Source organism: Curtobacterium sp. USHLN213, from assembly GCF_037144815.1.
GTDB lineage: Bacteria > Actinomycetota > Actinomycetes > Actinomycetales > Microbacteriaceae > Curtobacterium.
Map to the genome: position 1 here is coordinate 135027 of NZ_JBBCYQ010000006.1, position 25777 is coordinate 160803.

Here is a 25777-nt window from a genome sequence, read left to right on the forward strand (position 1 = left end):
GCCCACCCCGCGCCGACGGAGCCCGCACACCGCACGCAAGTGGGTCATCGGCATCGTCGCGATCGTCGTCAGCTTCGTGGTCTTCCTCGTGCCGTTCGTCTTCGTCCTGCTGCAGGCCGCGAAGAGCCCGGCCGAGGCCAACCAGCTCGGCTTCAGCCTGCCGACCCAGTGGCAGCTGTGGCAGAACCTCGTGGCGGTCATGCAGACCGGCGACGGCGGGATCCTGCGATCGTTCCTGAACAGCGCCGTGCTCACCGTGGGGAGCGTCATCATCATGGTGGTGTTCTCCGCGATGGTCGGCTACGTCCTGCAACGGCGGCCGAGCAAGTGGAACGGTCTGATCAACTTCTTCGTCCTGGCCGGCCTCATCGTCCCGCCCGCGATCGTCCCGACGATCTGGGTGCTGCAGGGGCTCAACCTGTTCAAGACCATGGGCGGGATGATCCTCATCGAGGCGACCTTCGGCCTCTCGTTCTGCATCCTGCTCTTCCGGGCGTTCGTCGCGACGATCCCCAAGGAGCTCGACGAGGCAGCCGTGCTCGACGGCGCCGGTCCGATCCGCCTGTTCTTCGGGGTCGTCCTGCCGCTGCTCAAGCCGGTCATCATCACGGTCGTGCTCGTGCAGTCGGTGACCGTGTTCAACGACTTCACGAACCCGCTGTACTTCCTGCCGGGTTCCGAGAACGCGACGGTGCAGCAGACGCTGTACACGTTCCAGAGCCAGTCGGTCAGCCAGCTGAACCTGCTGTTCACGGACGTGCTGCTCATCACGATCCCGCCCCTGATCCTCTACATCTTCTTCAACCGTCAGATCGTCGCCGGCATGACGAGCGGCGCCGTCAAGGGCTGACGCCCGATCCACGGCCTGGAGGCGCGACCCGCCTCCACCACCCCGCCCCCCGCGGGCGGGTGGCCGGGCCCACGACCCCCGCACCGGTCGACGACGACCGGTCGCGTGAAAGGACACACCACATGACCGCCTGGACAGCACCGTTCATCGCCAGCGACGCCGACCTCGGGAGCGCACCGATCCTGCGCCGGGAGTTCACCCTCGACGACGGCCACGGCGCCGTGACGAGCGCGACCCTCGACGTCAGCGCCCTCGGCGTCGTCGAGGCCTGGCTCGGCGGGCAGCGCGTCTCCGACCACCTGCTCGAACCGGGGTGGACGAGCTACGAGTGGCGCGTCCGCGTCGTCTCGCGCGACGTCACGGCACACCTCACCGATGCCGAGCCGGGTGGCGCGGCCGTCCTCGCGCTCGTCCTCGGCAAGGGCTGGGCCGCCGGACGCCTCGCCTGGGGCGGCGGTGGCGGCTGGTACGCCGACGAGGTCGCCGGGTTCGCCGAACTCCGCGTCACCTTCGCCGACGGCCACGAGCAGCTCGTCGCGACCGACACCGACTGGCAGGCGCTGTCGAGTGCGATCACGGCCGACCAGCTCTACGACGGCGAGGACGTCGACGCCCGCCTGCGCGACGGCTCCTTCCTCACGCCCGGCGACGTGACGGTGCCGAGCGTGGACGGACACGAGGGCCGCACGAGCACGGTGCACACGGTGGACCTCGGGGAGCGCGAGCTCGTCGCCGACACCGTGCCGCCCGTCCGACCGCTCGCCGAGATCGCCCCGGTCGAGGTCTGGACGAGCCCCGCCGGCGCCACGCTGGTCGACTTCGGCGTGAACCTCGTCGGCTGGATCCGGGTGACCGCGTCCGGCCCGGCGGGGACGGTCCTGACCCTGCAGCACGCCGAGGTCCTCGAGCACGACGAGCTCGGCACGCGCCCCCTGCGCACCGCGAAGGCCACCGACCACTTCACCCTCAGCGGGGACGGCCAGGACGTCTTCGAGCCGCGCTTCACGTTCCACGGCTTCCGGTACGCCCAGGTCGACGGGTGGCCCGGCACGCTCGACGAGCTCCGCACCGCCCTCACCGCGGTGCAGGTCGGGTCGGACCTCCCCCGCACCGGCACGTTCGAGTCGAGCCACGAGCTGCTGAACACCTTCCACGACAACGTGGTGCGGGGCATGCAGGGGAACTTCCTCAGCGTGCCGACCGACTGCCCGCAGCGCGACGAACGACTCGGGTGGACCGGCGACATCGCCGCGTTCGCACCGACGGCCTCGTACCTCTTCGACACGCGGGCGTTCCTCGGCGACTGGCTCCGCGACGTGTGGCTCGAGCAGCAGCACGCCGACGGCATCATCCCCTTCGTCGTGCCGGACGTGCTGAAGTACTCGCCCGCCGAGGACTTCGGCAAGCCCGACGCCACCGCTGTCTGGTCGGACGCCGGGGTGTGGGTGCCCTGGACGCTCTACCAGGCGTACGGCGACACCGCGGTGCTCGAGGAGCAGTTCCCGTCCATGGCCGCGCACCTCCGGCGGATCCGCGACCACCTCTCCCCCGAGGACCTGTGGGACACCGTGTTCCAGTTCGGCGACTGGCTGGACCCGGACGCCCCGCCGGAGGACCCCGCGGCGGCGAAGGCCGACAAGGGCGTCGTCGCGACGATCTGCGCGTACCGGTCCGCCACCATCGCTGCGGACGCGGCCGAGCTGTTGGGCGGCCACGAGGCGGAAGCGAGCGAGTTCCGGGAACTCGCGTCGCGCCTCCAGGCCGGCTTCCGGACCCACTACCTGCAGGACGACGGTCGGATCCTGTCCGACTGCACGACCGTGTACACGCTCGCGATCGTGTTCGGGATCCTGTCCGAGGCGGAGCAGGCCACGGCCGGCGACCGTCTGGCGGAGCTCGTCGAGCAGTCCGGGTACCGGATCTCGACGGGCTTCGCCGGGACGCCGTTCATCACGGATGCGCTGACGCAGACCGGACACCTCGAGGACGCGTACCGGCTGCTGCTGCAGACCGAGTGCCCGTCGTGGCTGTACCCGGTGACGATGGGCGCGACGACGGTGTGGGAGCGGTGGGACTCGATGCTGCCGGACGGCACCATCAACCCGGGCCAGATGACGTCGTTCAACCACTACGCGCTCGGTGCCGTGGCGGACTGGATGCACCGCGTGGTCGGTGGTCTCGCGCCGTTGACGCCCGGGTACGAGTCGGTGCTCGTGGCGCCGCAGCCCGGAGGCGGTCTCACGTGGGCGTCGACCTCGCTCGACACCGTGCACGGGCACGTCGCCGTGCGGTGGGAGCTCGTCGACGGGGAGCTGCTCGTGCGGGTGACCGTGCCCGAGGGCGTCACCGCGGTGGTGCGGCTGCCTGGTGCTGCGGAGCAGCGCGTGTCGGGAGGCACGCACGAGCTGCGCGCGCCGGCCGCGGTCCCCGCGGGGTAGCGGCGGCCGCGGCGGCGGCGCGGCCCGCGGCCCGCCGCCCACCGCGCCGCCCGGCGCCCGCCGCGCGGCCGCCGCGGCGGCCGCGGGGCGGCGCACAACCAAAGGCACGTTGCGCCGCGCGATCGCGCGGTTCGAACGCACTGTGGTTGTGCAGCACCGCCCCGAACCGCCACCACGGAGCGCGCGACCACACCCCGGCTTGCGTGAACCTCGCGCAGCACGTACCGTATGAAACGATTCAATCGACACGAGGAAGTGACACGATGACATCAGCGAGCTTCAGCTCCGTCGCCGACCAGCTGGCCCGGCAGGCGATCGAGCTCCCGAGCTGGGCGTTCGGCAACTCCGGCACCCGCTTCAAGGTGTTCGGGACCCCCGGCACCCCGCGCGACCCCTACGAGAAGATCGCCGACGCCGCCCAGGTCCACCGGTACACCGGGCTCGCACCGACCGTCGCGCTCCACATCCCGTGGGACCTCGTCGACGACTTCGCCGACCTGAAGCGCCACGCGGAGGAGCACGGCGTCTCCCTCGGCACCGTCAACTCGAACACCTTCCAGGACGACGACTACAAGTTCGGCGCCCTGACCCACGTCGACGAGACGATCCGGCAGAAGGCGATCGACCACCACCTGCGCTGCATCGACGTGATGGACGCCACGGGTTCCCGCGACCTGAAGATCTGGCTCGCCGAGGGTTCGAACTACCCCGGCCAGGAGGACATGCGCTCCCGCCAGGACCGCCTCCACGACTCGCTGACCACGATCTACGACCGCCTCGGCCCGGACCAGCGCCTGGTGCTCGAGTACAAGTTCTTCGAGCCGTCGTTCTACCACACGGACGTCCCGGACTGGGGCACGAGCTACGTGCAGACGGCCGCGCTCGGCGACAAGGCGATGGTCTGCCTCGACACCGGCCACCACGCCCCCGGCACGAACATCGAGTTCATCGTCATGCAGCTCCTCCGCCTCGGCAAGCTCGGCAGCTTCGACTTCAACTCGCGCTTCTACGCCGACGACGACCTGATCGTGGGCGCCGCCGACCCGTTCCAGCTGTTCCGCATCCTCGTCGAGGTCATCCGCGGCGGCGGCTACGACAGCCCCGACGTCGCGTTCATGCTCGACCAGTGCCACAACATCGAGGACAAGATCCCCGGGCAGATCCGCTCGGTGCTCAACGTCCAGGAGATGACGGCCCGAGCACTGCTCCTCGACCGCGTCGCACTGACCGCCGCACAGGAAGCGCACGACGTCCTCGGCGCGAACGAGATCTTCATGGACGCGTACCAGACCGACGTCCGGGCCGACCTCGCCGCCTGGCGCGAGTCCCGCGGGCTCCCCGCGAACCCGATGCGCGCCTACCTCGACTCCGGCTACCAGCGGCAGATCGCCGAGGACCGGGTCGGCGGCGTGCAGGCCGGCTGGGGCGCGTAGACACCATGACAAGCACAGGACTGGAGGCACGGGTGGACCCCGCAACGCACGGCACCGACGCAGACACGACGATCAGTGCGCTCGTCGCCCGTTCGAACGCGCTCGGCTCGGATCCGCGGATCACGAACTACGCGGGCGGGAACACCTCCGCCAAGGGCACCGACACCGACCCGGTCACGGGCGAACCGGTGGAGCTGCTCTGGGTGAAGGGCTCCGGGGGCGACCTCGGCACCCTCACCCCGGCGGGCCTCGCTGTCCTGCGCGTCGACCGCGTCCGCGCCCTGCAGGACGTCTACCCCGGCGTGGAGCGCGAGGACGAGATGGTCGCCGCGTTCGACCACACCCTGTTCGGTCGCGGTGGGGCAGCACCCTCCATCGACACCGCGATGCACGCCCTCGTCGACGCCGCGCACGTCGACCACCTGCACCCCGACGCCGGCATCGCCATCGCGACCGCCGCCGACGGCCCGGCCCTGACCGAGCAGGTCTTCGGCGACAAGGTGGTCTGGGTGCCGTGGCGCCGACCGGGGTTCCAGCTCGGGCTCGACATCGCAGCGGTCAAGCGGGACCACCCCGCGGCGATCGGCACGATCCTCGGCGGCCACGGCATCACCGCCTGGGGCGACACCAGCGCCGAGGCCGAGGCGAACTCCCGCTGGATCATCGACACGGCAGAGGCCTTCATCGCCGAACACGGGAAGGACCAGCCGTTCGGTCCCGTCCGCCCCGGCTTCGAGGCGCTGCCGACGGACGAACGCCGCGAGCGCGCCGCAGCCCTCGCCCCGACGATCCGGGGCATCGCCGGGCACGACAAGCCGGTGGTGGGTCACTTCACCGACAGCGACGTCGTGCTCGACTTCCTCGCGTCGTCACGGGCCGAGGAGCTCGCGGCCCTCGGGACGAGCTGCCCGGACCACTTCCTCCGCACCAAGGTGAAGCCGCTCATCCTCGACCTGCCCGCCACGGCGACGGTCGAGGAGCAGACCGCCCGCCTGCACGAGCTCCACGAGCAGTACCGCGTCGACTACCAGGCCTACTACGACCGGCACGCCGACGAGACGAGCCCGGCGATCCGCGGCGCCGACCCGCTCATCGTGCTCGTCCCGGGCATCGGCATGTTCTCCTACGGCAAGGACGCCCAGACCGCCCGCGTCGCCGGCGAGTTCTACGTGAACGCGATCAACGTCATGCGCGGCGCGGAGTCCCTCAGCACGTACGCCCCCATCGACGAGGCCGAGAAGTTCCGCATCGAGTACTGGGCCCTCGAGGAGGCGAAGCTCCAGCGGATGCCCGCACCGAAGAAGCTCGCCACGCGCATCGCCCTCGTCACCGGAGCCGCGAGCGGCATCGGCAAGGCCATCGCGAAGCGCCTGGCGGCCGAGGGTGCCGCGGTCGTCATCGCGGACCTCGACCTCGCCAAGGCGCAGGAGGCCGCGGCCGAGATCGGGAACACCGACACGGCGATCGGCGTCGCCGCGAACGTGACGGACGCCGGCGCGATCGACCACGCGATCCAGCAGACGCTCCTGCACTTCGGCGGCCTCGACCTCGTCGTGAACAACGCCGGGCTGAGCCTCAGCAAGAGCCTGCTCGAGACCACCGAGCAGGACTGGGACCTGCAGCACGACGTCATGGCGAAGGGCTCCTTCCTGGTGTCGAAGGCGGCCGCGAAGGTCCTCATCGAGCAGGGCCTCGGCGGCGACATCGTGTACATCTCGTCGAAGAACTCGGTGTTCGCCGGTCCGAACAACATCGCCTACTCGGCGACCAAGGCCGACCAGGCGCACCAGGTCCGGCTGCTGGCGGCCGAACTCGGTGAGCACGGGGTGCGCGTCAACGGCATCAACCCCGACGGCGTCGTCCGTGGCTCGGGCATCTTCGCGTCCGGCTGGGGTGCGAACCGGGCGAAGACGTACGGCATCGAGGAACAGGACCTCGGCAAGTTCTACGCCCAGCGCACGATCCTCAAGCGCGAGGTCGTGCCCGAGAACGTCGCCAACGCCGTGTACGCCATCTGCACGGACGACTTCTCGCATACGACCGGCCTGCACGTCCCCGTGGACGCCGGTGTCGCGGCAGCGTTCCTGCGCTGATGTCCGGGACAGAGGGAGCAGCGTGACGAACAGCGGCAGCGTCGCCGCGGTCGACCTCGGCGCCACGAGCGGGCGGGTGATCGTCGGCCACGTCGACACCGACGGCGTCCGGATGGAGCACGTCGCCCGGTTCCCCAACGGCCCGGTCGCACTCCACGAGGGCGACCGCGAAGCCCTGCACTGGGACGTCGTCGAGCTGTACCGGCAGGTCACCGTGGGCCTCGGCGACGCCTTCGCCCGGAACCCGGACATCGCCAGCATCGGCATCGACTCGTGGGCGGTCGACTACGGGCTGCTCCGCGGCGGGCGGCTGCTCGGGCTGCCGTCCCACTACCGCGACGCACGACACGAAGGCGGCGTCGCGACCGTGCACGAGCGGCTCTCCGCCGCCGAGCTGTACGCCCGGAACGGCCTGCAGCACCTGCCGTTCAACACCCTGTTCCAGTTCGCCGCCGACCCGTCCCTGCAGCTCGCGCAACGGGCGCTGCTCGTGCCCGACCTGCTCGGCTACTGGCTGACCGGCGTCGAGGCGGCCGAGCGCACGAACGCCTCGACGACCGGGGTCCTGAACGCGACCACCCGCGGGTGGGACCCGGCGTTGCGGGCTGCTGCGCGCCTCCCGAGCGGACTCCTGCCCACCCTGCGCGACCCGGGCGACCGACTCGGTCCCCTGCTGCCCGCCGTCGCCGAGGCGGTCGGCGGCACCGCGCCGGTCACGCTCGTCGGCTCCCACGACACGGCCTCGGCCGTGGTGGCGGTACCGGCCACCGACCCGGACTTCGCGTACATCTCGTCCGGCACCTGGTCGCTCGTCGGCGTCGAGCTCGACGCACCCGTCCTGTCGGACGCGGCTCGCGAGGCCAACTGCACCAACGAGGGAGGCGTCGACGGACGCGTCCGGTTCCTGAAGAACGTGTCCGGGCTGTGGCTGCTCTCCGAGAGCGTGCGCACCTGGGAGCGCGGTGGCGAGCGCGTCGACCTGGAGGCGCTGCTCGCCTCCGCAGCGGACGTCACCGCCCCGGTCCCCGTCTTCGACGTCGCGGACGACACGTTCACCGCGCCGGGTGACATGCCGGCACGGATCGCCGCCTGGTGCGGTGCACACGGACTCGCCGCCCCGGCATCGCGGGCCGAGACCGTGCGGTCGATCCTCGAGTCGCTCGCCTCGGCGTACGCCTCGACCCTCGAGACGATCGTCGCCGTCACGGGCCGAGACGTCCGACAGGTGCACGTCGTCGGCGGGGGATCGCAGAACCGGCTCCTCTGCCAGCTCACCGCCGACCGCACCGGGCTCCCCGTGCTCGCCGGACCGGTCGAGGCGACCGCGCTCGGCAACGTCCTCGTGCAGGCGCGGGCCGTCGGGCTCGGCGGCCTCGGTGGCGCCTCACTCGAGGCCCTGCGCTCGACGATCGCCCGTTCCGTCGAACCCGTGCGCTACACCCCGCGAGCCGACCACTCCACCCACCGATCCGCCCCGAGACGTAGGATGTCTGTATGACCTCGACCGATGACCAGCACCGCGTCGACCCCGCGACGGGCGCTCCGGCAGCGACCCCCGGGGCGCCGTCGGCCCGGCGTACTCCGATCAAGCGGCAGCTGCCGACCGTGCGCGACCTCGCGCCGCTCATGCAGTTCAAGAAGCCGTCGCTGCCGGGTCGGCGACAGCGTCTGGAGTCGGCGCTGACGATCTGGGACCTGCGCGACATCGCCGCCCGGCGCACGCCGAAGGCCGCGTTCGACTACACCGAGGGCGCCGCCGAGGCCGAGATCTCCCTCGCCCGTGCCCGCCAGGCGTTCGAGGACATCGAGTTCACCCCCGCGATCCTGCGCGACGTCTCGAAGGTCGACACGTCGCGCGACGTGCTCGGTGCGCCCGTCGCATACCCGTTCGGCATCGCCCCGACCGGTTTCACGCGCATGATGCAGACCGAGGGCGAGCGCGCCGGAGCCCAGGCAGCGGGCCGTGCCGGCATCCCGTTCTCGCTCTCCACGATGGGGACCACCGCGATCGAGGACGTCCGCGACGCCAACCCGGCGGGCCGCAACTGGTTCCAGCTCTACATGTGGAAGGACCGCGAGAAGTCGATGGCGCTCGTCTCCCGCGCCGAGAAGGCCGGGTTCGACACGCTGCTCGTCACCGTGGACGTGCCCGTCGCCGGTGCCCGGCTGCGGGACAAGCGCAACGGGTTCTCCATCCCGCCGCAGCTGAGCGCCCGCACCGTGCTGAACGCGATCCCGCGGCCCTGGTGGTGGTTCGACTTCCTCACCACCGAGCCGTTGGCGTTCGCGTCGCTCGACCGCTGGTCCGGCACCGTCGGCGAGCTCCTCGACCACATGTTCGACCCGACCGTCACCTACGAGGACCTCGAGTGGATCCGGTCGCAGTGGAAGGGCAAGGTCGTCGTCAAGGGCGTGCAGTCACTGGCGGACGCGAAGCGCCTGGCGGACATGGGCGTCGACGGGATCACGCTGTCGAACCACGGCGGCCGGCAGCTCGACCGCGCTCCCGTCCCGTTCCACCTGCTCCCCTCCGTCGTCCGCGAGGTCGGCAAGGACACCGAGGTGCACCTCGACACGGGCATCATGTCCGGCGCCGACATCGTCGCCGCGGTGGCCCTCGGTGCGAAGTTCACGATGGTCGGTCGGGCGTACCTGTACGGCCTGATGGCGGGTGGCGAGGCCGGGGTCGACCGGATGATCCAGATCCTGTCCGAGCAGATCGAGCGGACGATGCGGCTGCTCGGGGTGGCCTCGCTCGACGAGCTCGAGCCGGGGCACGTGACGCAGTTGCAGCGGTTGACGCCGGTCGCGCGGGGCTGACCGGCGCGGCGGTCACGCCGGCGGTCCGTCGCGGCCGACGTGGCCGACCTGGCCGACGTGGGTGTCGAACCACGAATCCGACTTCGAACCAGGCAGCGCCGCTGGTTCGATGTCGGATTCGTGGTTCGGCGCCGACGAGGCGCCGACGAGGCGGCGGCGCGGGTCAGCGGGGGTCGGGCGAGCGGCGGCGCACGACGAGGGTCCCGATGCCCTGGACGACGAAGTACGCGCCACCGCCGACCAGGACGATCGTCCGGATCACGGTGAGGACCGACATGCTCCCGAGCCCGAGCGTGCCGACGGCGAGCGCGATGAAGATCCCGCCCATCACGATCAGGATGACCGGGTTCGGGGCGACGAAGAAGCGTCGGCCGCCGTTCGCGTCGGCGATCGCACGGTCGCGGGCACGGGCGACGGCGCCGGGCGCGCGGCCTTCACTTCGGTCGCGGCGACGTTGTCGAGCGCGCAGCAGCAGCCACGTCGTCACACCGACGGCGATGGCTCCCGCCCACACGACCCATTCGGGCGCTTGGAAGAAGCCGAGCACCCAGGACGTGACGAGGCCGACGCCCGCGCCGACCGCCGCCGCAGTCGTGACCCGGTCGGTCCGGCCGTCGATGGCGGTGACGTAGCCCGGGCGCCGGGCGTACGGGTCGTGCTCCGGCTCGGTCTGTTCAGCTGATCGTTCGTTCCCCACACCCCGAACGTACCGAGATCGTGACCCGATGGACCGCCCGGAGGTGGGGGTTGTGGCGTGCAGAGCGGAGCCGCCGCATCCTGCGCCGGGACGTCGATCGACCTCGGCGACTCGGACCTGCGCCCCGGCGGCACGGTCGACCTGCACGCCGACTGGCTCTCCCGCGACTGCGAGGACGGCGGCGGCACGTTCCGTGCGTCCGACGACGTCACGGTGACCATCACGCCCGCGTCCACCGGCGACCCGGTGCTGCTCGGGCGGCCGACCCCGCAGGGCGAGCAGTTCACGGTCGCCGGGCGCTTCGACCTGCCCGACGCCCTGCCGGTGGGCGACGCCGTCCTCGACGTGAGCAGCCACGACGGCGACGGGTCCGGCGCGAGCCTGCCGGTGACGATCAGCGCGGACGGCGCCAGGTGACCGAGGAGCGCCCGTGGAAGTGCGTGTCGTGGTTCCAGTGCCCCGTCACCTCCGTCTCACCGCCACGTCTGCCGGACCAGCACCTCGAGCAGCCCGTCCGTGGGCGTGTTGGTCTGCGTCACCGAGATCCACGTGTCCCCCCGGACGAAGAACGTGTGGTTGGTCTCCAGCGGGTCGCCGTAGTAGTCCGACGACTCGCTGTGCTGACAGGCCCGCCCACCGAGCCGATCGGAGCACGACCAACCCGCCTGCTCGTGTGCGCTGAGTCGCTCGTCGAGGGTCCCTTCCGCGGTCGACCCCATCGCGAGGAAGAGGTTGTCCGATTCTTCCGGGCTCCCGGTCTGGGACCACCGGCAGACGAGGGCCGCGTCGGCGACGAACGGCTCGTCCGGGTCGACCCAGTAGTCCGATCCGACTCCGCCGGGTGCGACGGGTCGGATCTGCTCGACCTTCCGCTGGCCGAACAGCCGCGCGGAATCGGCTGACGGCACCGCCGCCGCGCACGAGTCCGGGATCGATGCCGCGACACCACCGGACGTCGGCGAGGACGGCCGGGTGGTCGGACGGATGGGAGCCGACGAGGCCGTCCGGTCCGACCGCGGCACGGCTGCGGGACTCGAGGCGCTCGGAGCCGGCGGCGCGGCGATCGGACTCGGGATCATCCCGAGCGCGACCGCTCCACTCGCGGTGCCGACACCGAGCAGCGCCACGATCGCGACGGCGATCCCGACACGCTTGCGGACGGAGACCCGACGGGGTTCGGCGTCGAGGTGTGCGACGAAGCGCTGGCGCATGCCGACGATCATCTGCTGCAGGTCGTCTCCGACGGGAGGTTCAGAGCTCATCGTGCGTCACCGCCTTCTTGATCCGGGCCCGCGATCGCGCGACCCGCTGTCTGACCGCTCCGACGCTCAACCCGAGCGCAGTCGCGGCTTCGGCGTACGAACGGCCGTCGATGAGGCACAGCTCGCACACCTGCCGGTCGATCGGCGAGAGCGCGTCGATCTCGGCTCTGACCCAGCGCAGCCGGTCGCGGGCGTCGTCGTCCTCGACCGGTGCCGGCAGGTCGTCCGGCAGTTCGTCGCCCTGGTGCCGCTGGTGCGTGCGCCGGAGGTTCGCCGCGTGGTTGCGGCTGACCACCAGCAGCCACGGCAGGATCGACTCGTCGGGGAGCTCGATGGAAGCCGCCCGTCGCCAGAGCGTCACGAACGTGTCCTGGACGACCTCCTCGACGTCCTGGCGCGACGGGACGAGCGCCCAGGCGTACCGGGTCACCGTCGCCACGTAGCGGTCGAAGAGCGCGACGCCCGCTGCCCGGTCGCCGTTCCCCGCCGCCCGGACCAGTGCTGTGTCCGGTTCTCGTGATCGGTCCATGACCACCCCCTTCACCCCAGCAGTGTCCGGACCGGTCCGATCGTCACAGCGCGGGGACAGCCGGGCGTGTCGTGAGGGCGAAGGACAACGGCGCCGCCCGGACCGCGTCGACCGCGTGCGCGACCGCACCGAGCACGACGACGTCGGCACCCAGCGTCGACGCGACGATCTCGGGGACCGGGTCGAACCCCGCGCCGTCGAGCCAGGCCCGCGCCCGGTCGATCACGGCACCGGCGGGCTCGGCGATGGCCCCCGCGACGACCACGCGGTCGATGTCGAGCAGGCTGACGAGCAGGACGCAGACGCGGGCCAACCGGTCCCCGAGGCGGTCGACGATGCCGAGGGCGACCGGGTCCCCGTCGTGCGCCGCGCGGAACAGGACGGAGGCGTCGGCGTCCGCGGCGAGGGGGCTGTCCGGCGGGACGTCGCCCGCGGCGAGCGCTTCGGCGACGAGCCGGCGAGCGGTGGCACCGATGCCGTCGGGCGACCCGACACCCTCGACGAGGTCGAGCACGCGCATCTCCCCCGCGCCGCCGTGGGCACCCCGGAGCAGGACCCCGTCGACGACGAGTCCGCTGCCGAACCGCTCGCCGGACAGCAGCGCTGCGAACGAGGCGTCGCCCGAGGACGGCCGTTCGGCGAGCGCGGCGAGGTTGGCGTCGTTCTCGACCACGACCCGGTGCCCCGGGACGGCATCGGCGAAGCCCGGGTTCATCCGGTCCCAGAACCCGCCGTCGCCCGGTGACGCGCCGCCGGCGTCCACGGGGGCGGGTATGCCGACGACGGACACGAGCACCCGCAGCGGGTCGACCCCGGCGTCGAGGAGTGCGGCGGCGACGGTCTCGCCGACGACCCCGAGCCGGACCGGGACGTCGAGACCGGAGTCGCCGAGGGCCCCTTCGGCACGGCCGAGCACGGTGCCGCGCAGATCGGCGACGAGCACGGTCACCCGGTGCTGCCCGGCGTCGATGCCGACGACCACGCCGCCGGCGGTGTCGAGCTCGTACCGGCGCGCCGGACGGCCGATGCGGTACTCCCCCGCGGCCCGGGCGTCGTCGAGTTCGCGGACCCAACCGAGGCGGACGAGCTCCTCGCACGCGGCGAGGACGGTGGAACGGGTCAGACCGGTCGTGTCGATCGCCTCGGTCGCGGTGAACGCGCGCACGGAGAAGGCGTACGCGAGCAGCGTCTCTGCGCTCGTTCCACGGGGCGGCGGCATGCCCGCACACTACCGCGGAAACAGTTCCTTGCAGAATTAGATTTTGTCGCTAGATTTAGTTCTGCGGGCGGCAGTGGAGCCGGACCGCGAACCGGAACGGCAGGGACGCCGGGTCCGGACGGACGGAGACGACGTGCAGACACACGCCACCACCAGGAACGCCGCCGCGCTCAGCCGCCGCGGGTTCCTGCTCGGGGCGGGCGGCATCGGAGCGGGCCTGGCCCTCGCCGGGTGTGCCCCGCTCGGTTCCTCGAGCAGCCGCCCCGAGACGATCACGTTCTACGTGTCGAAGCCCGAGGTCATCGGCTACTTCGACGAGGTCATCGCGAAGTTCCACGACAGCCAGTCGAGGATCCGCGTCATCCGCGACTCGACGTCCAACATGTCCGCCAACTTCGTCCGGAACCGACCGCCGGACCTCGGCTGCCTGAACTACAACTACGCGATGGTCTCGTTCGTCGAGCACGGCGCCCTCTCCGACCTGTCGGACCTGCCGGAGAGGGACACGATCAACCCCGACCTGTGGCCGCTCATGAAGCAGACCGCGGACTACCCGGGTCGGACGAGCGTGCTGCCGTACTCGGTGACCGCAGCGTCGGTGATCTACAACAAGCAGATCTTCGCCGACCAGGGCATCGACGTGCCGACCACGTGGAGCGAGTTCCGCGACGTCTGCGAACGACTCACCAAGGCCGGCATCACGCCGATGTACGGCACGTACAAGGACAACTGGACGATCGCCCAGGGCATGTTCGACTACTCGGTGGGCGGGATGCTCGACCTGCAGCAGACGTTCGCGGCACTCGACCGCGAGGGCACGAAGGTGGGCACGAGCTCGAGCGTCTCGTTCGAGAAGGACTTCGCCGCCCCCGTCGACCGCATGGTGGACCTCCTGCAGTGGCACCAGAAGGGCGCGGCGAGCCGCGGGTACGGCGACGGCAACCTCGCGTTCGCGCAGGGGAAGGCCGCGATGTACCTGCAGGGGCCGTGGGCGCTCGGTGAGATCGCGAAGTCGAACAAGGACATCGACCTCGGCACGTTCCCGTTCCCGGCGACCGACGACGCCGCCGACAACAAGGTGCGCGTGAACGTCGACCTCGGCCTCTGGATCCCGGAGGCGTCCCGCAAGAAGGAGGCGGCGCGCGAGTTCCTGTCGTTCCTGATGAGCCCCGCCGTGAACGACAAGTACAACGCCGACAACAACGGTTTCGGCGTCCGGAAGGACTCGCCACCCGCGTCGAACCCCGCGCTCCGCGGCATGCAGGCCTCCTACGACCAGGCGAAGTTCTCCCTGGGCGCCTCGCAGCTCATCCCCGCCGAGATCCCGGTGGCGAACTACCTGCAGTCCATCGCCTTCGGCGGTGCCCCCGCTCCCCAACTCCGCACCCTCGACGGCGACTGGGCGCGTCTCGCGCTCCGTACGGCCGCGTAAGGAGACGACCTTGGCCACCACGACCACAGAATCCGTCACGACGGCGGGCAGCCGCCGACGGGGCGGAGCCGCACCGCGCCTCCAGTCCGGACGACGAAGCGGAGCCGGACTGCGCACGAAGCGCAGCCGGACCGACCCGCTCTTCCTGGTCTTCCTGATCCCCACCCTCCTGCTCTTCACCCTGGCGATCACGCTCCCCGCCGTGATGGGCATCGTGTTGAGCTTCACCGACTCCGTCGGCTTCGGTGACTTCCGGTTCATCGGCCTGACGAACTACGTCGCCGTGTTCAGCGACCCGGCGATCCTGCAGGCGTACCTGTTCACGATCGGGTTCTCGCTCGTCACGGTCCTCGTCGTGAACGCGGTCGCGTTCCTGCTCGCCATCGCCCTGACCTCGAAGGTCCGCGGCAAGATCACCCTCCGCGCCGTGTTCGTGCTGCCCATGGTGATCTCGGGCATCGTCATCGCCTACGTGTTCTCGTTCCTGTTCGCGAACAGCCTGCCGGCGCTCGCGACCACGCTCGGCTTCGCGCCGCTCGAGCAGAGCATCCTCGCGAACCCGGACCTGGCGTGGATCGCGATCGTGGTCGTGACCGCGTGGCAGGCGATCCCGTCGACACTGCTCATCTACATCGCCGGCGTGCTCTCGATCCCGGCCGAGGTGTACGAGGCGTCGGCGCTCGACGGCGCGAGCGCCTGGCGGCAGCTCGTGTCGATCACGGCACCGCTCACGGCGGGCTACATCCTCATCAACCTCGTGATCGGGTTCAAGAACTTCCTGAACTCGTACGACATCATCGTCGGCCTCACCGACGGCGGCCCCGGCACCTCGACCACCAGCGTCGCGATGTCGATCTTCAAGGGCTTCAACGGCGGCGACTACGCCTACCAGATGGCGAACGCCACGATCTTCTTCGTCATCGCGGTCGTCATCGCCGTGATCCAGCTGCGGGCGACCCGCGGGAAGGCAGCGCTCTGATGACCATCCAGGCACCCCTCCAGCCGGGGACCACCGCGACCGGCACCATCCGCTCCGTCGACGCCGATCGGAACGCCGGCCGTCGTGGCGAGCGCTTCAACTGGCCGGTCACGGTCGTCCTCGTCCTCTGCACCCTGTCCGTCCTCGTCCCGCTGTACGTGACGATCACGATGGCGTTCAAGACGACGAGCCAGGCGGTCGACGGCAACGCGTTCTCCCTCCCGGCTCCGTTCAGCGTCGACGGCTTCGTGCAGGCCTGGCAGCTGACGGACTTCCCGCGCGCGTTCGGCGTCTCGGTGCTCGTCGCCGCGATCACCGTCGTCGGCACGATCCTGCTCGCCTCGTTCACGGCGTACGCGATCGCCCGGAACTGGGACCGCCGGCTCTTCCGCTGGTCGTTCTTCTACCTGCTCGCCGCGATGTTCCTGCCGTTCCCGGTGCTCGCGCTGTCGCAGGTGAAGCTCACCGGCTTGGCGCACCTCGACAACCCGTTCGGCGTCGCGATCCTGCACGTCATGTTCCAGCTGTCGTTCAGCGTGCTGCTCTTCACCGCGTTCCTGCGGTCGATCCCGGCCGAACTGGAGGAGAGTGCCCGCATCGACGGTGCGAGCACGGGGCAGGTGTTCTGGCGACTCGTGTTCCCGCTGCTGGCACCGATGAGCGCCACCGTCGGCATCTTCGCGTTCCTCGCGTCCTGGAACGACTTCGTGATGCCGTCGCTGATCACCTCGAACCCGGCGCTGCAGACCCTGCCGGTGCTGCAGCAGATGTTCCAGACGCAGTTCAGCAACAACTACAACGTGTCGTTCGCCTCGTACCTGATGGCGATGGCGCCGGCGATCATCGTCTACCTGTTCACGCAGCGCTGGGTGATGGCCGGGGTCACGCAGGGCGCGATCAAGTGACGACCACCGACTCCGCAACCGAGAGGACCCCCACCATGACCGACGTCGTCGAGACCGCCGCCGCACCCGCGACCGAGGACGGGAGCAGCACCTGGTGGCGCCAGGCCAGCGTCTACCAGATCTACCCGCGGTCCTTCGCCGACGCGAACGGCGACGGCGTCGGCGACCTGCCCGGTGTCACCGCGAAGGTGCCGTACCTGGCGTCCCTCGGGGTCGAGGCCGTCTGGCTCAGCCCGTTCTACCCGTCCGCCCTCGCCGACGGCGGCTACGACGTGGACGACTACCGTGACGTCGACCCGCGCCTCGGCACGCTCGAGGACTTCGACGAGATGGTCGCGGCGCTGCACGGTGCCGGGATCCGCGTGATCGTCGACGTCGTCCCGAACCACACGAGCGACCGGCACGAGTGGTTCCGCGAGGCCCTGGCGTCCCCGAAGGGCAGCCCGGCACGCGACCGCTACGTGTTCCGCGACGGCACGGGGCCGTCCGGCGAGGGCGCCCCTGCCGACTGGGTGTCGATCTTCGGCGGCCCGGCCTGGACCGCGGTCGGCGACGGCCAGTGGTACCTGCACAACTTCGCGAAGGAACAGCCCGACCTCAACTGGGCGAACCGCGAGGTCCGCGACGACTTCCTGCACACCCTCCGCTTCTGGTCCGACCGCGGCGTGGACGGCTTCCGCATCGACGTCGCGCACGGCCTGGCGAAGGACCTGCCGTCGGGACCGCTCCCGACGTGGGCCGAGGTCCTCGCGTCGCCGAAGGACGGCTCGCACATCCTCTGGGACCGCGACGACGTCCACGAGATCTACGCCGAGTGGCGGAAGGTCTTCGACGAGTACACGCCCGCACGCACGGCCGTCGCCGAGGCGTGGGTCGCCGCCGACCGCCGCGCCCGGTACGCCAGCGCCGAGGGGCTCGGGCAGGCGTTCAACTTCGACCTGCTCGAGGCCGACTTCGACGCCGGGCAGTTCCGGAGCATCATCGAGTTCAACCTCGGGCTCGCCGAGGAGTCCGGCTCGTCGACCACGTGGGTCTTCTCGAACCACGACGTCGTCCGGCACGCCACCCGCTACGCACTGCCGGCACGCAACGGCGCCGAGGAGAAGCAGGGCAGCGCGTGGCTGCTCGCCGGCGGCTCGCAGGACGCGCTCGACCGCTCGCTCGGACTGCGCCGTGCCACCGCGGCGACGCTGCTCGAACTCGCGCTGCCCGGCTCGGCCTACCTCTACCAGGGCGAGGAGCTCGGCCTGCAGGAGGTCGGCGACATCCCCGAAGCCGACCGCCAGGACCCGGCGTTCTTCCGGAACCCGGGAGTCGACGTCGGCCGTGACGGCTGCCGCGTGCCGCTCCCCTGGACCCGGAACGGCAGGAGCTTCGGGTTCGGCGACGGCGGTGCGCACCTGCCGCAGCCGGCGTGGTTCGCCGATGTGTCGGTCGAGGCCGAGGACGCCGACCCCGACTCGACGCTGAACCTGTACCGGAGGGCGCTCGGCCTGCGCGGCCAGCTGCAGTCCGAGGAACACCTCGAGTGGCTCGAGACCGGCCGCGACGACGTGCTCGCGTTCCGCCGGCCGAACGGCTGGACGAGCGTGACGGTGTTCGGCGACGAGCCGTACGACCTCCCTGCGGGCGAGCTGCTGCTCGCCTCCGCGCCGGTGGCAGACGGCGCACTGTCGGGTGTGGGGACGGCCTGGTTGCGTTCCTGACGGAAGGTGCGCGTCGTGGACGCGACCAGGTGACGGACGGGAGGCGCGGTGCGGGCAGGCACCGCGCCTCCCGTCCGTCAGGCGGTCACGCCCGAGCGCCGTCAGGCGCTGCCGGTAGGGTCGCGGCATGAGCGGGGCGACCATCAGCGTGCAGGACTTCGTGATGCGGTTCGGGGACCGGAACGTGGTCGACGGGCTGTCGTTCGACATCGCCCCCGGCGAGACCTTCGGCCTGCTCGGCAGCAACGGCTCGGGCAAGACCACGACCATCCGTGCGCTGCTCGGCATCACCACCCCGACCGCCGGCACCCTCACGATCGACGGGCAGCCCTACCGACCGGCCACCGGCGGGATCGGCTACCTGCCCGAGGAACGCGGCCTGTACCGCAAGGAGTCGGTCATCGACGTGATGACGTACTTCGGGCGGCTCCGCGGCCTGCGCGGGCCCGAGGCGACGGCGTGGAGCATGGACTACCTCGCCCGCGTCGGCCTGGCGGACCGGGCGAAGCTCCGGGTGGACAAGCTCTCCGGCGGGCAGCAGCAGAAGGTCCAGCTCGGCATCACGATCATGGACCGGCCCCGCCTGCTCATCCTCGACGAGCCGACGAAGGGCCTCGACCCGGTCAACCGTCGGTTGCTGCTGGACCTCGTCGACGAGCGGAAGGCCGACGGTGCCACGGTCGTCCTCGTCACCCACCACATGGACGAGGTCGAGCGGCTCTGCGACCGCATCCTGCTCCTGAAGGACGGCACCGCGGCCGCGTACGGCACCATCCCCGACGTGCAGGACGCCTTCGGGGGCGCGGTCGCCCGGGTCGGCCTCGACGGGCCGGTGCCGCCGTCGCCGCTCTACCGCCTCGCCCGGCACGAGGGGCACGTCGCCTACCTCGTGCCGATGCCCGCGGCCGCGGCCGACGGGTCGGACATCCTCGCGTCGCTCGTCTCGGCCGGCGTGCACGTCACCGGGTTCGAGATGCGGCGCATCCCGCTCGACGAGATCTTCGTCCAGGTGTACGGCCACGACGCCGGAGCCGACGCGGCCGCCGACACCGCTCGGGCCGGAGCCGCCGCGTGAGCCGCCTCGGGACCGTCATCCGGTTCGAGTTCGTGCGTGCGGTGAAGAAGCCCGCGTTCTGGATCGGCACGCTGGCGCTGCCGGTCGTCATCGTGGTGGTGTCGCTCCTCGTCGGGGTCGGGCAGTCCGCCGGGACCGACTCGGTGGTGTCCAGCTCGTCCGCGACGAAGACGCCCTTCCGGTACGTGGACGACTCCGGCCTGGTGTCCGAGAGCGTCGCCGCGAAGTGGGGCGGGTCGCCGTCGACCGACCCCGCGGCGGACCGGGCCGCGGTGCGCTCCGGGACCCTCGACGCGTTCATCACCTTCCCCGAGTCGCCGTCGACGTCGCCGATCCGGGTCGAGGCAGCCGACCGCGGGCTCTTCGGGAACGGCGGGTACTCCTCGCTGGCGGAGCGGGTCCTCGAGCAGAGCGTCGCCGCGACCGTCGACGACCCGGAGTCCGTCGAACTCCTCCGGAACCCGCCGGACACCGACCTGACGACCTACGCGGACGGCCGGGTGGCGCCGGGCTGGTTGTCGATCGTGCCGCCGTTCCTCTACGTCGCCGCGTTCTTCGGGCTCGTCATCCTGCTCGCCACCCGCATGGTCACGGTGGTGGTCGAGGAGAAGGAGAACCGCATCTCCGAGATGATCCTCACGACCGTCACGGCCGGCGACCTCATCCGCGGCAAGGTCATCGCGATGCTGCTCGTCGGGTTCGTCCAGGTCGGGGTGTTCGTCGTCCCGGGGCTGATCGGGCTGCTCGCCGCGCTCCCCCTCGTGGCGTCACGACTCGGCGGGCTGACCATCGACCCCTGGCGGATGGTGGTCGGTGCGCTGCTCCTCGTCGGCGGGGTCCTGCTGGCGTCGGCGCTGTTCGTCGCGGTCGGGGCTGCTGTGCCCTCGATCAAGGACGCCTCGGCGCTGCAGTCGGTGGCGATCTTCTCGCTCATCATCCCGCTCTACGCGGCGTTCTTCGTGATGACGACGCCGACCTCGCCGGTGGCGTCGTTCTTCACGTACTTCCCGACGTTCACACCGATCACCGCGATGGTCCGGAACGCGGTCGGGTCGCTCACCGTCACCGAGTCGGTGGTCTGCATCGTCGAGGTGTTCGTGGTCGCGGCCGTGCTGCTGTGGTTCGCCGAGTACCTGTTCCGGCACTCCGTCGCGCAGTACGGCTCGAAGGTGACGCTCCGGCAGATCGTGTCGTGGCGGCGTCGGTCGCGGGCCTGACCGGCCTGACCGGCCCGACGGGCTAGCTGGTGAGGACGACCTCGTCGAGGTCCCACGCCCGCACCTCGCGTTCGCGCCACCCCTGACGGAGGGTGCGGACGGCACGGTCGAACTCCACGAGCACGTCGATGTGCGGGCGCACGAGCATCTGGATCTGCAGCCCCTCGTACACCGCGAGCAGCTGCGTCGCGGCCTGGTACGCGGGGATCGCCAGGCGCTCGGACCCGGACTCGACGTCGCGCTCGAGCCCGGACGAGAGCTGCTCGGCGTACTCCTCGAAGCGCTTGCGGAAGAGCTCGGCGAAGCCGGTGTCGGCCGCCGCGATCGTGATGGCACCGGCGAGCACCCGGACGAGGCCGGGGTCGGCGACGTCCTCGGCGAGGGTCATCCGGACGTGCTCGATCGTGCACGTCGGCGGGTTCCTCCGACGCGTCCCGCGCAGCTGCGTCCACCGGTCGTAGGTCACGAGCAGCAGCGCGTCCCACGTCGGGAAGAGCCGCTCCACCGTGGTCACCTCGATGCCGGCGACCTCGGCGACCACCTCGGCGTCGACGCTGTCGAACGGGTGCAGTCGGTAGGCGCGGATCGCGGCGCGGACGATCCGTTCGGCCAGGGACTGTTCGTCCTCGAAGGCCGCGTCGTGGTGGTGTGCCATCCGACCATCACACACTGTTCCCGAGGGTTTGTCTCGTCCCAGAGCGGGGGCCTCGGTCAGCCGACCGTGACCGGGGCCGCCGAGGGCTTCGTGCGCTGGCGCATCCAGACGAAGAACCCGGTCAGGGTGAAGACGCCGTAGAACACGTACATGAGCCCGGAGGCGTAGTACCCGGCCGAGAACAGCAGCGGCACACCGACCAGGTCGACCGCGACCCAGATCAGCCAGAACTCCACCCAGCCCTTGGCCATGCCGTAGGTGGCGAGCAGCGAGCCGACGAAGATCCAGGCGTCGCTCCACACCGGCTCGTACGAGCCGAGGGCGCGGAACACCGGGGTCAGGACGGCGGTGCCGCCCACCATGACGAGGACCATCAGTCCACGGGCCTTCCAGGAGGCCCAGCGCGGCTCGATCACGGTCGTCGCGTCGTCGGGACGGTGCGTCCAGCGGTACCAGCCGTAGACGCTCACGATGATGAACATCACCTGGCGTCCGGCCTGACCGAGCAGGTTCACCGGGTTGGGGGTGTCGAAGAGCGCTCCCATGAAGACCGTGAAGAGCAGGGCGTTGCCGACGATGCCGACCGGCCAGGCCCACACCTTGCGGCGCATCCCACCGAGGGCGCTGAGCAGGCCGAACACGTTGCCGATCACCTCGCGCCAGAGCACGGTCTGGTCGCCGATGACGAGCTGCGCGTCGAACAGCCACCGCACGATGCCCATGGGCCCTCCTCGTTTCCGGACGGTGCAACGGTACGGGGGCGGTCGGCATTCCTTGCACGACCGAGACCGATCGGGGTACAAACCGTGTCGGCACTCTTGGGGACGAAAATGACCCCTGTACTGGGTCCATTCAGACGCATGTTCCCACTTGTCCGCACTTTGGGGGACCGGTAGCGTCGACACCAGAGCGAGTCCAGCCCGCCCGAGACGTGTCACGTCGCGGAGCCCGGCGACAGCTCTCCGGCACAGGTCAGCCGCGACCCGCACGAACCACGGGTCGATGACATCGTCCCGTCGGCACTGCCGATGGTCGCAGCGCGCCCGAACGCGCAGAACGGACCCCTCATGCACAAGATCGTGACCGGTGCCATCGCCGGCGCCGCCGGTGTCGCCCTCCTCCTCGGCGGCGCGGGCACCTTCGCCCTGTGGAACGCCAGCGCCAGTACGGCGGCCTCCTCGGTGAGCTCGGGATCGCTGACCCTCAGCGCGAACAACGACGGCGTCTGGACGGACATCACGAACGGCCGCTCGGCGACGATCAACCCGGCGAGCGCCCTCATGGTGCCGGGCAACTCGTACCAGTTCACGCAGACCCTGACGATCGGTGCGACCGGCCAGGACCTCAAGGCGAACCTCACCTACGCGAGCCAGAGCATCACCGGTGACAGCGCCCTGCTCGCCGCGACGACGAAGACCCTCGCGGTGACCTCGTCGAGCGCCTCGGTCGTGCAGTCGACCGCGAACGCGAACACCTTCGTGGTCTCCCCCTCGGCCGCGACCTCGACCGTCAAGGTCGTCTTCACGATCACCCTGCCGTCGTCGGCCACCACGGGCCAGGGCGGCACGCTCAACGTCGGCGCGCTCGCGTTCACGCTGACCCAGACCGCGATCGGTTCCTGACCCGCGGAAGCAACCCGGGCCGTGGAGTCCGTGGTCTCGATGGGTCCCTGATCCGCCGATCGCGACCACGCGCCTCCTGGCCCACCCACACCGCCGGACGGCGGTGCACACCACCACGACGACCAGGGGACGGACATGACCAGCACACCGAGGACGAGCGGACGCCACGCGGCGCCGCGTCGTCACCGGTGGATCTGGCCCACTGCCCTCGCCCTGGTCGTCGCGGTCGTGACGGCGCTGCTCGGCACGGGCGGCACCTACGCGCTCTGGAACGGCACCGCCAGCACCTCGGCCTCGACGGTGCGGTCCGCGACCGCCACCATCACCACCGGCCCGCTCTCCGCGATGAACACGTCCGTCCTCGGTCCTGGTGGCGGCGTCACCGGCACGTTCACGGTCCGCAACACCGGCTCGATCCCGCTCACCATGCGGGTCGCCACCACCTCGACGAACGTCGCCTACGCCACGAACGCGACCCCGGCTGCGGTGCTCGGTGAGCTGAGCCTGCGCCTCGCGGTGGTCGGCAGCACCGCCGACTGCCGCACCGGCCTGTCCGGCGCGAGCGGACGGCTCGCTGCCTTCGACACCGGCAGCGGCTCGTTCACCCTCGCGGCCGGCGCGAGCGCGGTCGGGTGCGTCGAGATGGACCTCGACGCCGACGCACCGCAGACCGTCGCCGGGGCCGTCACCGACTTCACCCTGACCGTGACCGGGACGCAGGTCAGCGCATGAGCCGCCGACTCCGCACCGTGCTCGCCGGGCTGCTCGCGCTGGCGTTCGTCGTCGGCGGGTCGTCCGCCGCGTGGGCGCTCTGGAGTGCGACCGGGACGACCGCCTCGAGCGTGACCATCGGAAAGACCGGGGCGTCCCTCACCGGCACGAGCGACATGACGACCACGTTCTCCTCGAGCGTGACGAGCACGACGAAGCCGCTCACCCTGACCAACGCGGGGTCGCTCGCCGGCACCGCCACCACCACCGTCTCCGTCGTGTCCGGCAGCTCGACCGCCCTCGCACAGGCCGTGAGCGTCGTCGCGTGGCCCGTGACCGGGACCGCGGCCTGCACGGCGTCGACCTCGGTCGGCACCGGCTCCGTCTCCGGCACCTGGGCGTCGCTGCCGAGCCTCACCACGAAGCTCGCCGCCGGGGCGAGTGCCGTCTGGTGCACCCGCAGCACGCCGTCCTCGTCCGCGCCGGCGTCGAGCACCGCGAACGTGAACGTGAACCTCACGGTGACGGCCGGCACGTGGAGCTCGGGCGTCGTGTCCGGCGGCTTCTACCTCAACACCTCCGCCGCCACGCCCGCCCTCACGTGCACGGACCACAGCGGCAACTACGTCGAGGTGGCCTGGGCCACCTCGTCCCGTCCGAAGGACACCTGGTACGGCGCCTACGCCGGGCGCGACGCGTCCACGATGGTCGCCCCGAAGCAGCAGGACTACTACGGCCGCTTCACCATCGCGCCGAGCCAGATCCCCGCGAGCGTCGCCACGAGCGGCCCGGTGCTGATCACCGTGAAGATCCTCGACAGCGCAGGCAACCCCACGAGCACCGTGGTCGGGACCGGGCAGATCACCCTCTTCACCCAGAACGACGGGGCAGCCGTCCGGTGCGGCGCATGAGCGCGGCCACCGACGGCGCTGCCCGGCGCGCCCGGCGCCCGCCGCGCACCGGCTGGCGTGCGGTCGTCCACGCCCTCGCGCTCGGGCTGAGCACCGGGCTGCTCGTCATCGTCGCCGGGCTCGCCGTCGTGCTCATCGTCGTGCCGAAGGCGACCGGGTCCACACCACTCACCGTGCTCACGCAGTCGATGGACCCGACGCTGCCGCCCGGCACGCTCCTCGTCGTCCGGCCGACGCCCGTCGAGGACATCCGCATCGGCGACGTCGTGACCTACCAGATCACCTCCGGGCAGCCGGCGGTCATCAGCCACCGGGTGGTCTCGGTCGCGTCGTCGTCGGACGGGTCCCGGACGTTCACGCTCAAGGGCGACAACAACGCGCTCGCCGATCCCGCACCGGTGACGGCTGCCCAGGTGCGCGGCGTCGTCTGGTACAGCCTGCCGGACATCGGCCTGGTGAACCAGCTCGTCAACGGGTCGCGCTCGTGGCTCGTGCCCGCGATCGCCGGGGTCCTGCTGGCGTACGGCGCCGTCATGGTCACGATCGGAACGGTGTCGGCCGTGCGTCGCCGACGCGCCGCGGGCGACGCCGACGGACGGGGGCCACGCGGTCGCGGCGCCCACCGGGCTACGCTCGGGTGACGTGACGGACGGCGTGGAACGGGCGAGGGCGCTGCTCGACGACGCGGCGCGACGGCTCCGCGACGCCGACGTCCCGGACGAGGCCCTCGGCGAGTACGTCGAGCCGAAGGCCGTGCTCGGCATCCGGCGCGAGCCCACCATCCGATCGCTCGGCCGGGTGTGGCGGGTCGGCGCGCTGCTGCTCGGGTCCTCCCCCGAGACCGACGGCCGGGTCTGGGCGACCGGGCGGATCACGCGCGTCACCGAACCCGGGCGGTCGCAGTTCGTGTCCGTCTCCGCCGAAGTCCGTCGGGCCTACCGGGCAGCGGCGCAGAAGGGGCACTTCGAGCCCGGGGACACCGTGAACCACGGCGCGACGCCGATCCCGGTCGACGGGTCACTCGTCGGCTCGGACGGCGTGCTCTTCGTCGCGGACGGGGGCCCGTTCGTCCGGTGGTCCCCCACCGCGGGTGCTGCAGTCCCGCTCGAGGCGTACCTGGCGGACCGCGTCGGGCTGCTGGTCGATCCCCCACGCGGCGCGACCGACTGACCACGGCACGACCACGCGGCGTCACCACGCGTCCGCCCGCGCCGTCGCGGTGG

24 protein-coding genes are annotated in these 25777 nt (G+C 71.2%); 18 read left to right on the forward strand and 6 right to left on the reverse strand.

Annotated elements, in window-relative coordinates; translation table 11 throughout:
• Window positions 1-46: 46 nt before the first annotated feature.
• From WFH25_RS10150 to WFH25_RS10175, 6 genes are all read left to right on the forward strand, one after another.
• On the forward strand, window positions 47-850 hold the full coding sequence (locus tag WFH25_RS10150; RefSeq protein ID WP_071295632.1) for a carbohydrate ABC transporter permease: 804 nt from the start codon (window positions 47-49) through the stop codon (window positions 848-850).
• 122 nt (window positions 851-972) lie between these two features.
• Window positions 973-3288 carry a family 78 glycoside hydrolase catalytic domain gene (locus WFH25_RS10155; protein ID WP_336697571.1) on the forward strand — a complete coding sequence of 772 codons (2316 nt, stop codon included), beginning with the start codon at window positions 973-975 and terminating at the stop codon, window positions 3286-3288.
• Between the two features lie 263 nt (window positions 3289-3551).
• Window positions 3552-4721 (forward strand): L-rhamnose isomerase, encoded by a 1170-nt coding sequence (gene rhaI, locus WFH25_RS10160; RefSeq protein ID WP_336697572.1) that lies wholly within the window; start codon window positions 3552-3554, stop codon window positions 4719-4721.
• Between the two features lie 32 nt (window positions 4722-4753).
• Window positions 4754-6814, forward strand: a complete 2061-nt coding sequence (locus WFH25_RS10165; RefSeq protein ID WP_336697573.1) for a bifunctional aldolase/short-chain dehydrogenase — start codon at window positions 4754-4756, stop codon at window positions 6812-6814.
• Window positions 6815-6836: 22 nt separating this feature from the next.
• The gene (locus WFH25_RS10170; protein ID WP_336697574.1) at window positions 6837-8312 is read left to right on the forward strand and encodes a rhamnulokinase; all 1476 of its coding nucleotides are present in this window, start codon (window positions 6837-6839) and stop codon (window positions 8310-8312) included.
• Window positions 8313-8440: 128 nt separating this feature from the next.
• Window positions 8441-9634 (forward strand): alpha-hydroxy acid oxidase, encoded by a 1194-nt coding sequence (locus tag WFH25_RS10175; protein ID WP_336697646.1) that lies wholly within the window; start codon window positions 8441-8443, stop codon window positions 9632-9634.
• Window positions 9635-9797: 163 nt separating this feature from the next.
• Here WFH25_RS10175 and WFH25_RS10180 read toward each other — a convergent pair whose 3' ends face one another.
• Window positions 9798-10331 carry a hypothetical protein gene (locus tag WFH25_RS10180; RefSeq protein ID WP_336697575.1) on the reverse strand — a complete coding sequence of 178 codons (534 nt, stop codon included), beginning with the start codon at window positions 10329-10331 and terminating at the stop codon, window positions 9798-9800.
• 57 nt (window positions 10332-10388) lie between these two features.
• Between WFH25_RS10180 and WFH25_RS10185 the strand changes: the two genes are divergently transcribed.
• Window positions 10389-10748 carry a hypothetical protein gene (locus WFH25_RS10185; RefSeq protein WP_336697576.1) on the forward strand — a complete coding sequence of 120 codons (360 nt, stop codon included), beginning with the start codon at window positions 10389-10391 and terminating at the stop codon, window positions 10746-10748.
• Between the two features lie 56 nt (window positions 10749-10804).
• Here the strand turns inward: WFH25_RS10185 and WFH25_RS10190 are convergent, their stop codons facing one another.
• From WFH25_RS10190 to WFH25_RS10200, 3 genes are read right to left on the reverse strand one after another with little or no spacing between them, the layout of a single operon-like run.
• Complete coding sequence (locus WFH25_RS10190; RefSeq protein WP_336697577.1) at window positions 10805-11593, reverse strand: hypothetical protein; 789 nt, start codon at window positions 11591-11593, stop codon at window positions 10805-10807.
• Window positions 11583-12122, reverse strand: coding sequence for an RNA polymerase sigma factor (locus WFH25_RS10195; protein ID WP_083295452.1), 540 nt, complete (start codon window positions 12120-12122; stop codon window positions 11583-11585). Before WFH25_RS10195 ends, WFH25_RS10190 begins: the two co-directional genes overlap by 11 nt.
• A 43-nt stretch (window positions 12123-12165) precedes the next feature.
• Window positions 12166-13341 carry an ROK family protein gene (locus WFH25_RS10200; protein ID WP_336697578.1) on the reverse strand — a complete coding sequence of 392 codons (1176 nt, stop codon included), beginning with the start codon at window positions 13339-13341 and terminating at the stop codon, window positions 12166-12168.
• Window positions 13342-13474: 133 nt separating this feature from the next.
• Here WFH25_RS10200 and WFH25_RS10205 point away from each other — a divergent pair, with 133 nt between their 5' ends.
• From WFH25_RS10205 to WFH25_RS10230, 6 genes are all read left to right on the forward strand, one after another.
• Window positions 13475-14773, forward strand: coding sequence for an ABC transporter substrate-binding protein (locus WFH25_RS10205; protein ID WP_336697579.1), 1299 nt, complete (start codon window positions 13475-13477; stop codon window positions 14771-14773).
• Between the two features lie 10 nt (window positions 14774-14783).
• The gene (locus WFH25_RS10210; protein WP_442892407.1) at window positions 14784-15752 is read left to right on the forward strand and encodes a carbohydrate ABC transporter permease; all 969 of its coding nucleotides are present in this window, start codon (window positions 14784-14786) and stop codon (window positions 15750-15752) included.
• Complete coding sequence (locus WFH25_RS10215) at window positions 15752-16657, forward strand: carbohydrate ABC transporter permease (protein ID WP_070418228.1); 906 nt, start codon at window positions 15752-15754, stop codon at window positions 16655-16657. Before WFH25_RS10210 ends, WFH25_RS10215 begins: the two co-directional genes overlap by 1 nt.
• Before the next feature lie 35 nt (window positions 16658-16692).
• The gene (locus WFH25_RS10220) at window positions 16693-18363 is read left to right on the forward strand and encodes a glycoside hydrolase family 13 protein (protein ID WP_336697580.1); all 1671 of its coding nucleotides are present in this window, start codon (window positions 16693-16695) and stop codon (window positions 18361-18363) included.
• Between the two features lie 127 nt (window positions 18364-18490).
• Window positions 18491-19438 carry an ABC transporter ATP-binding protein gene (locus WFH25_RS10225; protein ID WP_070418226.1) on the forward strand — a complete coding sequence of 316 codons (948 nt, stop codon included), beginning with the start codon at window positions 18491-18493 and terminating at the stop codon, window positions 19436-19438.
• On the forward strand, window positions 19435-20655 hold the full coding sequence (locus WFH25_RS10230; protein ID WP_070418225.1) for an ABC transporter permease: 1221 nt from the start codon (window positions 19435-19437) through the stop codon (window positions 20653-20655). The genes WFH25_RS10225 and WFH25_RS10230 overlap by 4 nt, the downstream gene beginning before the upstream one ends.
• A gap of 22 nt (window positions 20656-20677) precedes the next feature.
• Here WFH25_RS10230 and WFH25_RS10235 read toward each other — a convergent pair whose 3' ends face one another.
• Together WFH25_RS10235 and pnuC are read right to left on the reverse strand one after the other, a co-directional pair.
• Complete coding sequence (locus WFH25_RS10235) at window positions 20678-21310, reverse strand: TetR/AcrR family transcriptional regulator (protein ID WP_070418224.1); 633 nt, start codon at window positions 21308-21310, stop codon at window positions 20678-20680.
• Between the two features lie 56 nt (window positions 21311-21366).
• On the reverse strand, window positions 21367-22032 hold the full coding sequence (gene pnuC, locus WFH25_RS10240) for a nicotinamide riboside transporter PnuC (protein WP_070418223.1): 666 nt from the start codon (window positions 22030-22032) through the stop codon (window positions 21367-21369).
• A 345-nt stretch (window positions 22033-22377) separates the two neighbouring features.
• Here pnuC and WFH25_RS10245 point away from each other — a divergent pair, with 345 nt between their 5' ends.
• From WFH25_RS10245 to WFH25_RS10265, 5 genes are all read left to right on the forward strand, one after another.
• Window positions 22378-22932 carry an alternate-type signal peptide domain-containing protein gene (locus WFH25_RS10245; protein ID WP_070419449.1) on the forward strand — a complete coding sequence of 185 codons (555 nt, stop codon included), beginning with the start codon at window positions 22378-22380 and terminating at the stop codon, window positions 22930-22932.
• 135 nt (window positions 22933-23067) lie between these two features.
• Window positions 23068-23664 carry a TasA family protein gene (locus tag WFH25_RS10250; RefSeq protein ID WP_092386151.1) on the forward strand — a complete coding sequence of 199 codons (597 nt, stop codon included), beginning with the start codon at window positions 23068-23070 and terminating at the stop codon, window positions 23662-23664.
• Window positions 23661-24554 carry a hypothetical protein gene (locus tag WFH25_RS10255; protein WP_071295597.1) on the forward strand — a complete coding sequence of 298 codons (894 nt, stop codon included), beginning with the start codon at window positions 23661-23663 and terminating at the stop codon, window positions 24552-24554. The genes WFH25_RS10250 and WFH25_RS10255 overlap by 4 nt, the downstream gene beginning before the upstream one ends.
• Window positions 24551-25195 (forward strand): signal peptidase I, encoded by a 645-nt coding sequence (locus WFH25_RS10260; RefSeq protein ID WP_092386607.1) that lies wholly within the window; start codon window positions 24551-24553, stop codon window positions 25193-25195. The genes WFH25_RS10255 and WFH25_RS10260 overlap by 4 nt, the downstream gene beginning before the upstream one ends.
• Window position 25196: 1 nt before the next feature.
• A complete protein-coding gene (locus tag WFH25_RS10265; protein ID WP_336697581.1) occupies window positions 25197-25724 on the forward strand; it encodes a hypothetical protein in 528 nt (175 codons plus the stop codon).
• The last annotated feature ends 53 nt before the right edge of the window (window positions 25725-25777 follow it).

What these genes read in the sequence shown, in the direction of transcription:
- WFH25_RS10155 (WP_336697571.1), top strand. Translation starts at nt 973, where the DNA reads ATGACCGCCTGGACAGCACCGTTCATCGCCAGCGACGCCGACCTCGGG.
- rhaI (WP_336697572.1), top strand. Translation starts at nt 3,552, where the DNA reads ATGACATCAGCGAGCTTCAGCTCCGTCGCCGACCAGCTGGCCCGGCAG.
- WFH25_RS10175 (WP_336697646.1), top strand. Translation starts at nt 8,441, where the DNA reads ATGCAGTTCAAGAAGCCGTCGCTGCCGGGTCGGCGACAGCGTCTGGAG.
- WFH25_RS10190 (WP_336697577.1), bottom strand. Translation starts at nt 11,593, where the DNA reads ATGAGCTCTGAACCTCCCGTCGGAGACGACCTGCAGCAGATGATCGTC.
- WFH25_RS10195 (WP_083295452.1), bottom strand. Translation starts at nt 12,122, where the DNA reads ATGGACCGATCACGAGAACCGGACACAGCACTGGTCCGGGCGGCGGGG.
- WFH25_RS10200 (WP_336697578.1), bottom strand. Translation starts at nt 13,341, where the DNA reads ATGCCGCCGCCCCGTGGAACGAGCGCAGAGACGCTGCTCGCGTACGCC.
- WFH25_RS10215 (WP_070418228.1), top strand. Translation starts at nt 15,752, where the DNA reads ATGACCATCCAGGCACCCCTCCAGCCGGGGACCACCGCGACCGGCACC.
- WFH25_RS10220 (WP_336697580.1), top strand. Translation starts at nt 16,693, where the DNA reads ATGACCGACGTCGTCGAGACCGCCGCCGCACCCGCGACCGAGGACGGG.
- WFH25_RS10225 (WP_070418226.1), top strand. Translation starts at nt 18,491, where the DNA reads ATGAGCGGGGCGACCATCAGCGTGCAGGACTTCGTGATGCGGTTCGGG.
- WFH25_RS10235 (WP_070418224.1), bottom strand. Translation starts at nt 21,310, where the DNA reads ATGGCACACCACCACGACGCGGCCTTCGAGGACGAACAGTCCCTGGCC.
- pnuC (WP_070418223.1), bottom strand. Translation starts at nt 22,032, where the DNA reads ATGGGCATCGTGCGGTGGCTGTTCGACGCGCAGCTCGTCATCGGCGAC.
- WFH25_RS10245 (WP_070419449.1), top strand. Translation starts at nt 22,378, where the DNA reads ATGCACAAGATCGTGACCGGTGCCATCGCCGGCGCCGCCGGTGTCGCC.
- WFH25_RS10250 (WP_092386151.1), top strand. Translation starts at nt 23,068, where the DNA reads ATGACCAGCACACCGAGGACGAGCGGACGCCACGCGGCGCCGCGTCGT.
- WFH25_RS10255 (WP_071295597.1), top strand. Translation starts at nt 23,661, where the DNA reads ATGAGCCGCCGACTCCGCACCGTGCTCGCCGGGCTGCTCGCGCTGGCG.
- WFH25_RS10260 (WP_092386607.1), top strand. Translation starts at nt 24,551, where the DNA reads ATGAGCGCGGCCACCGACGGCGCTGCCCGGCGCGCCCGGCGCCCGCCG.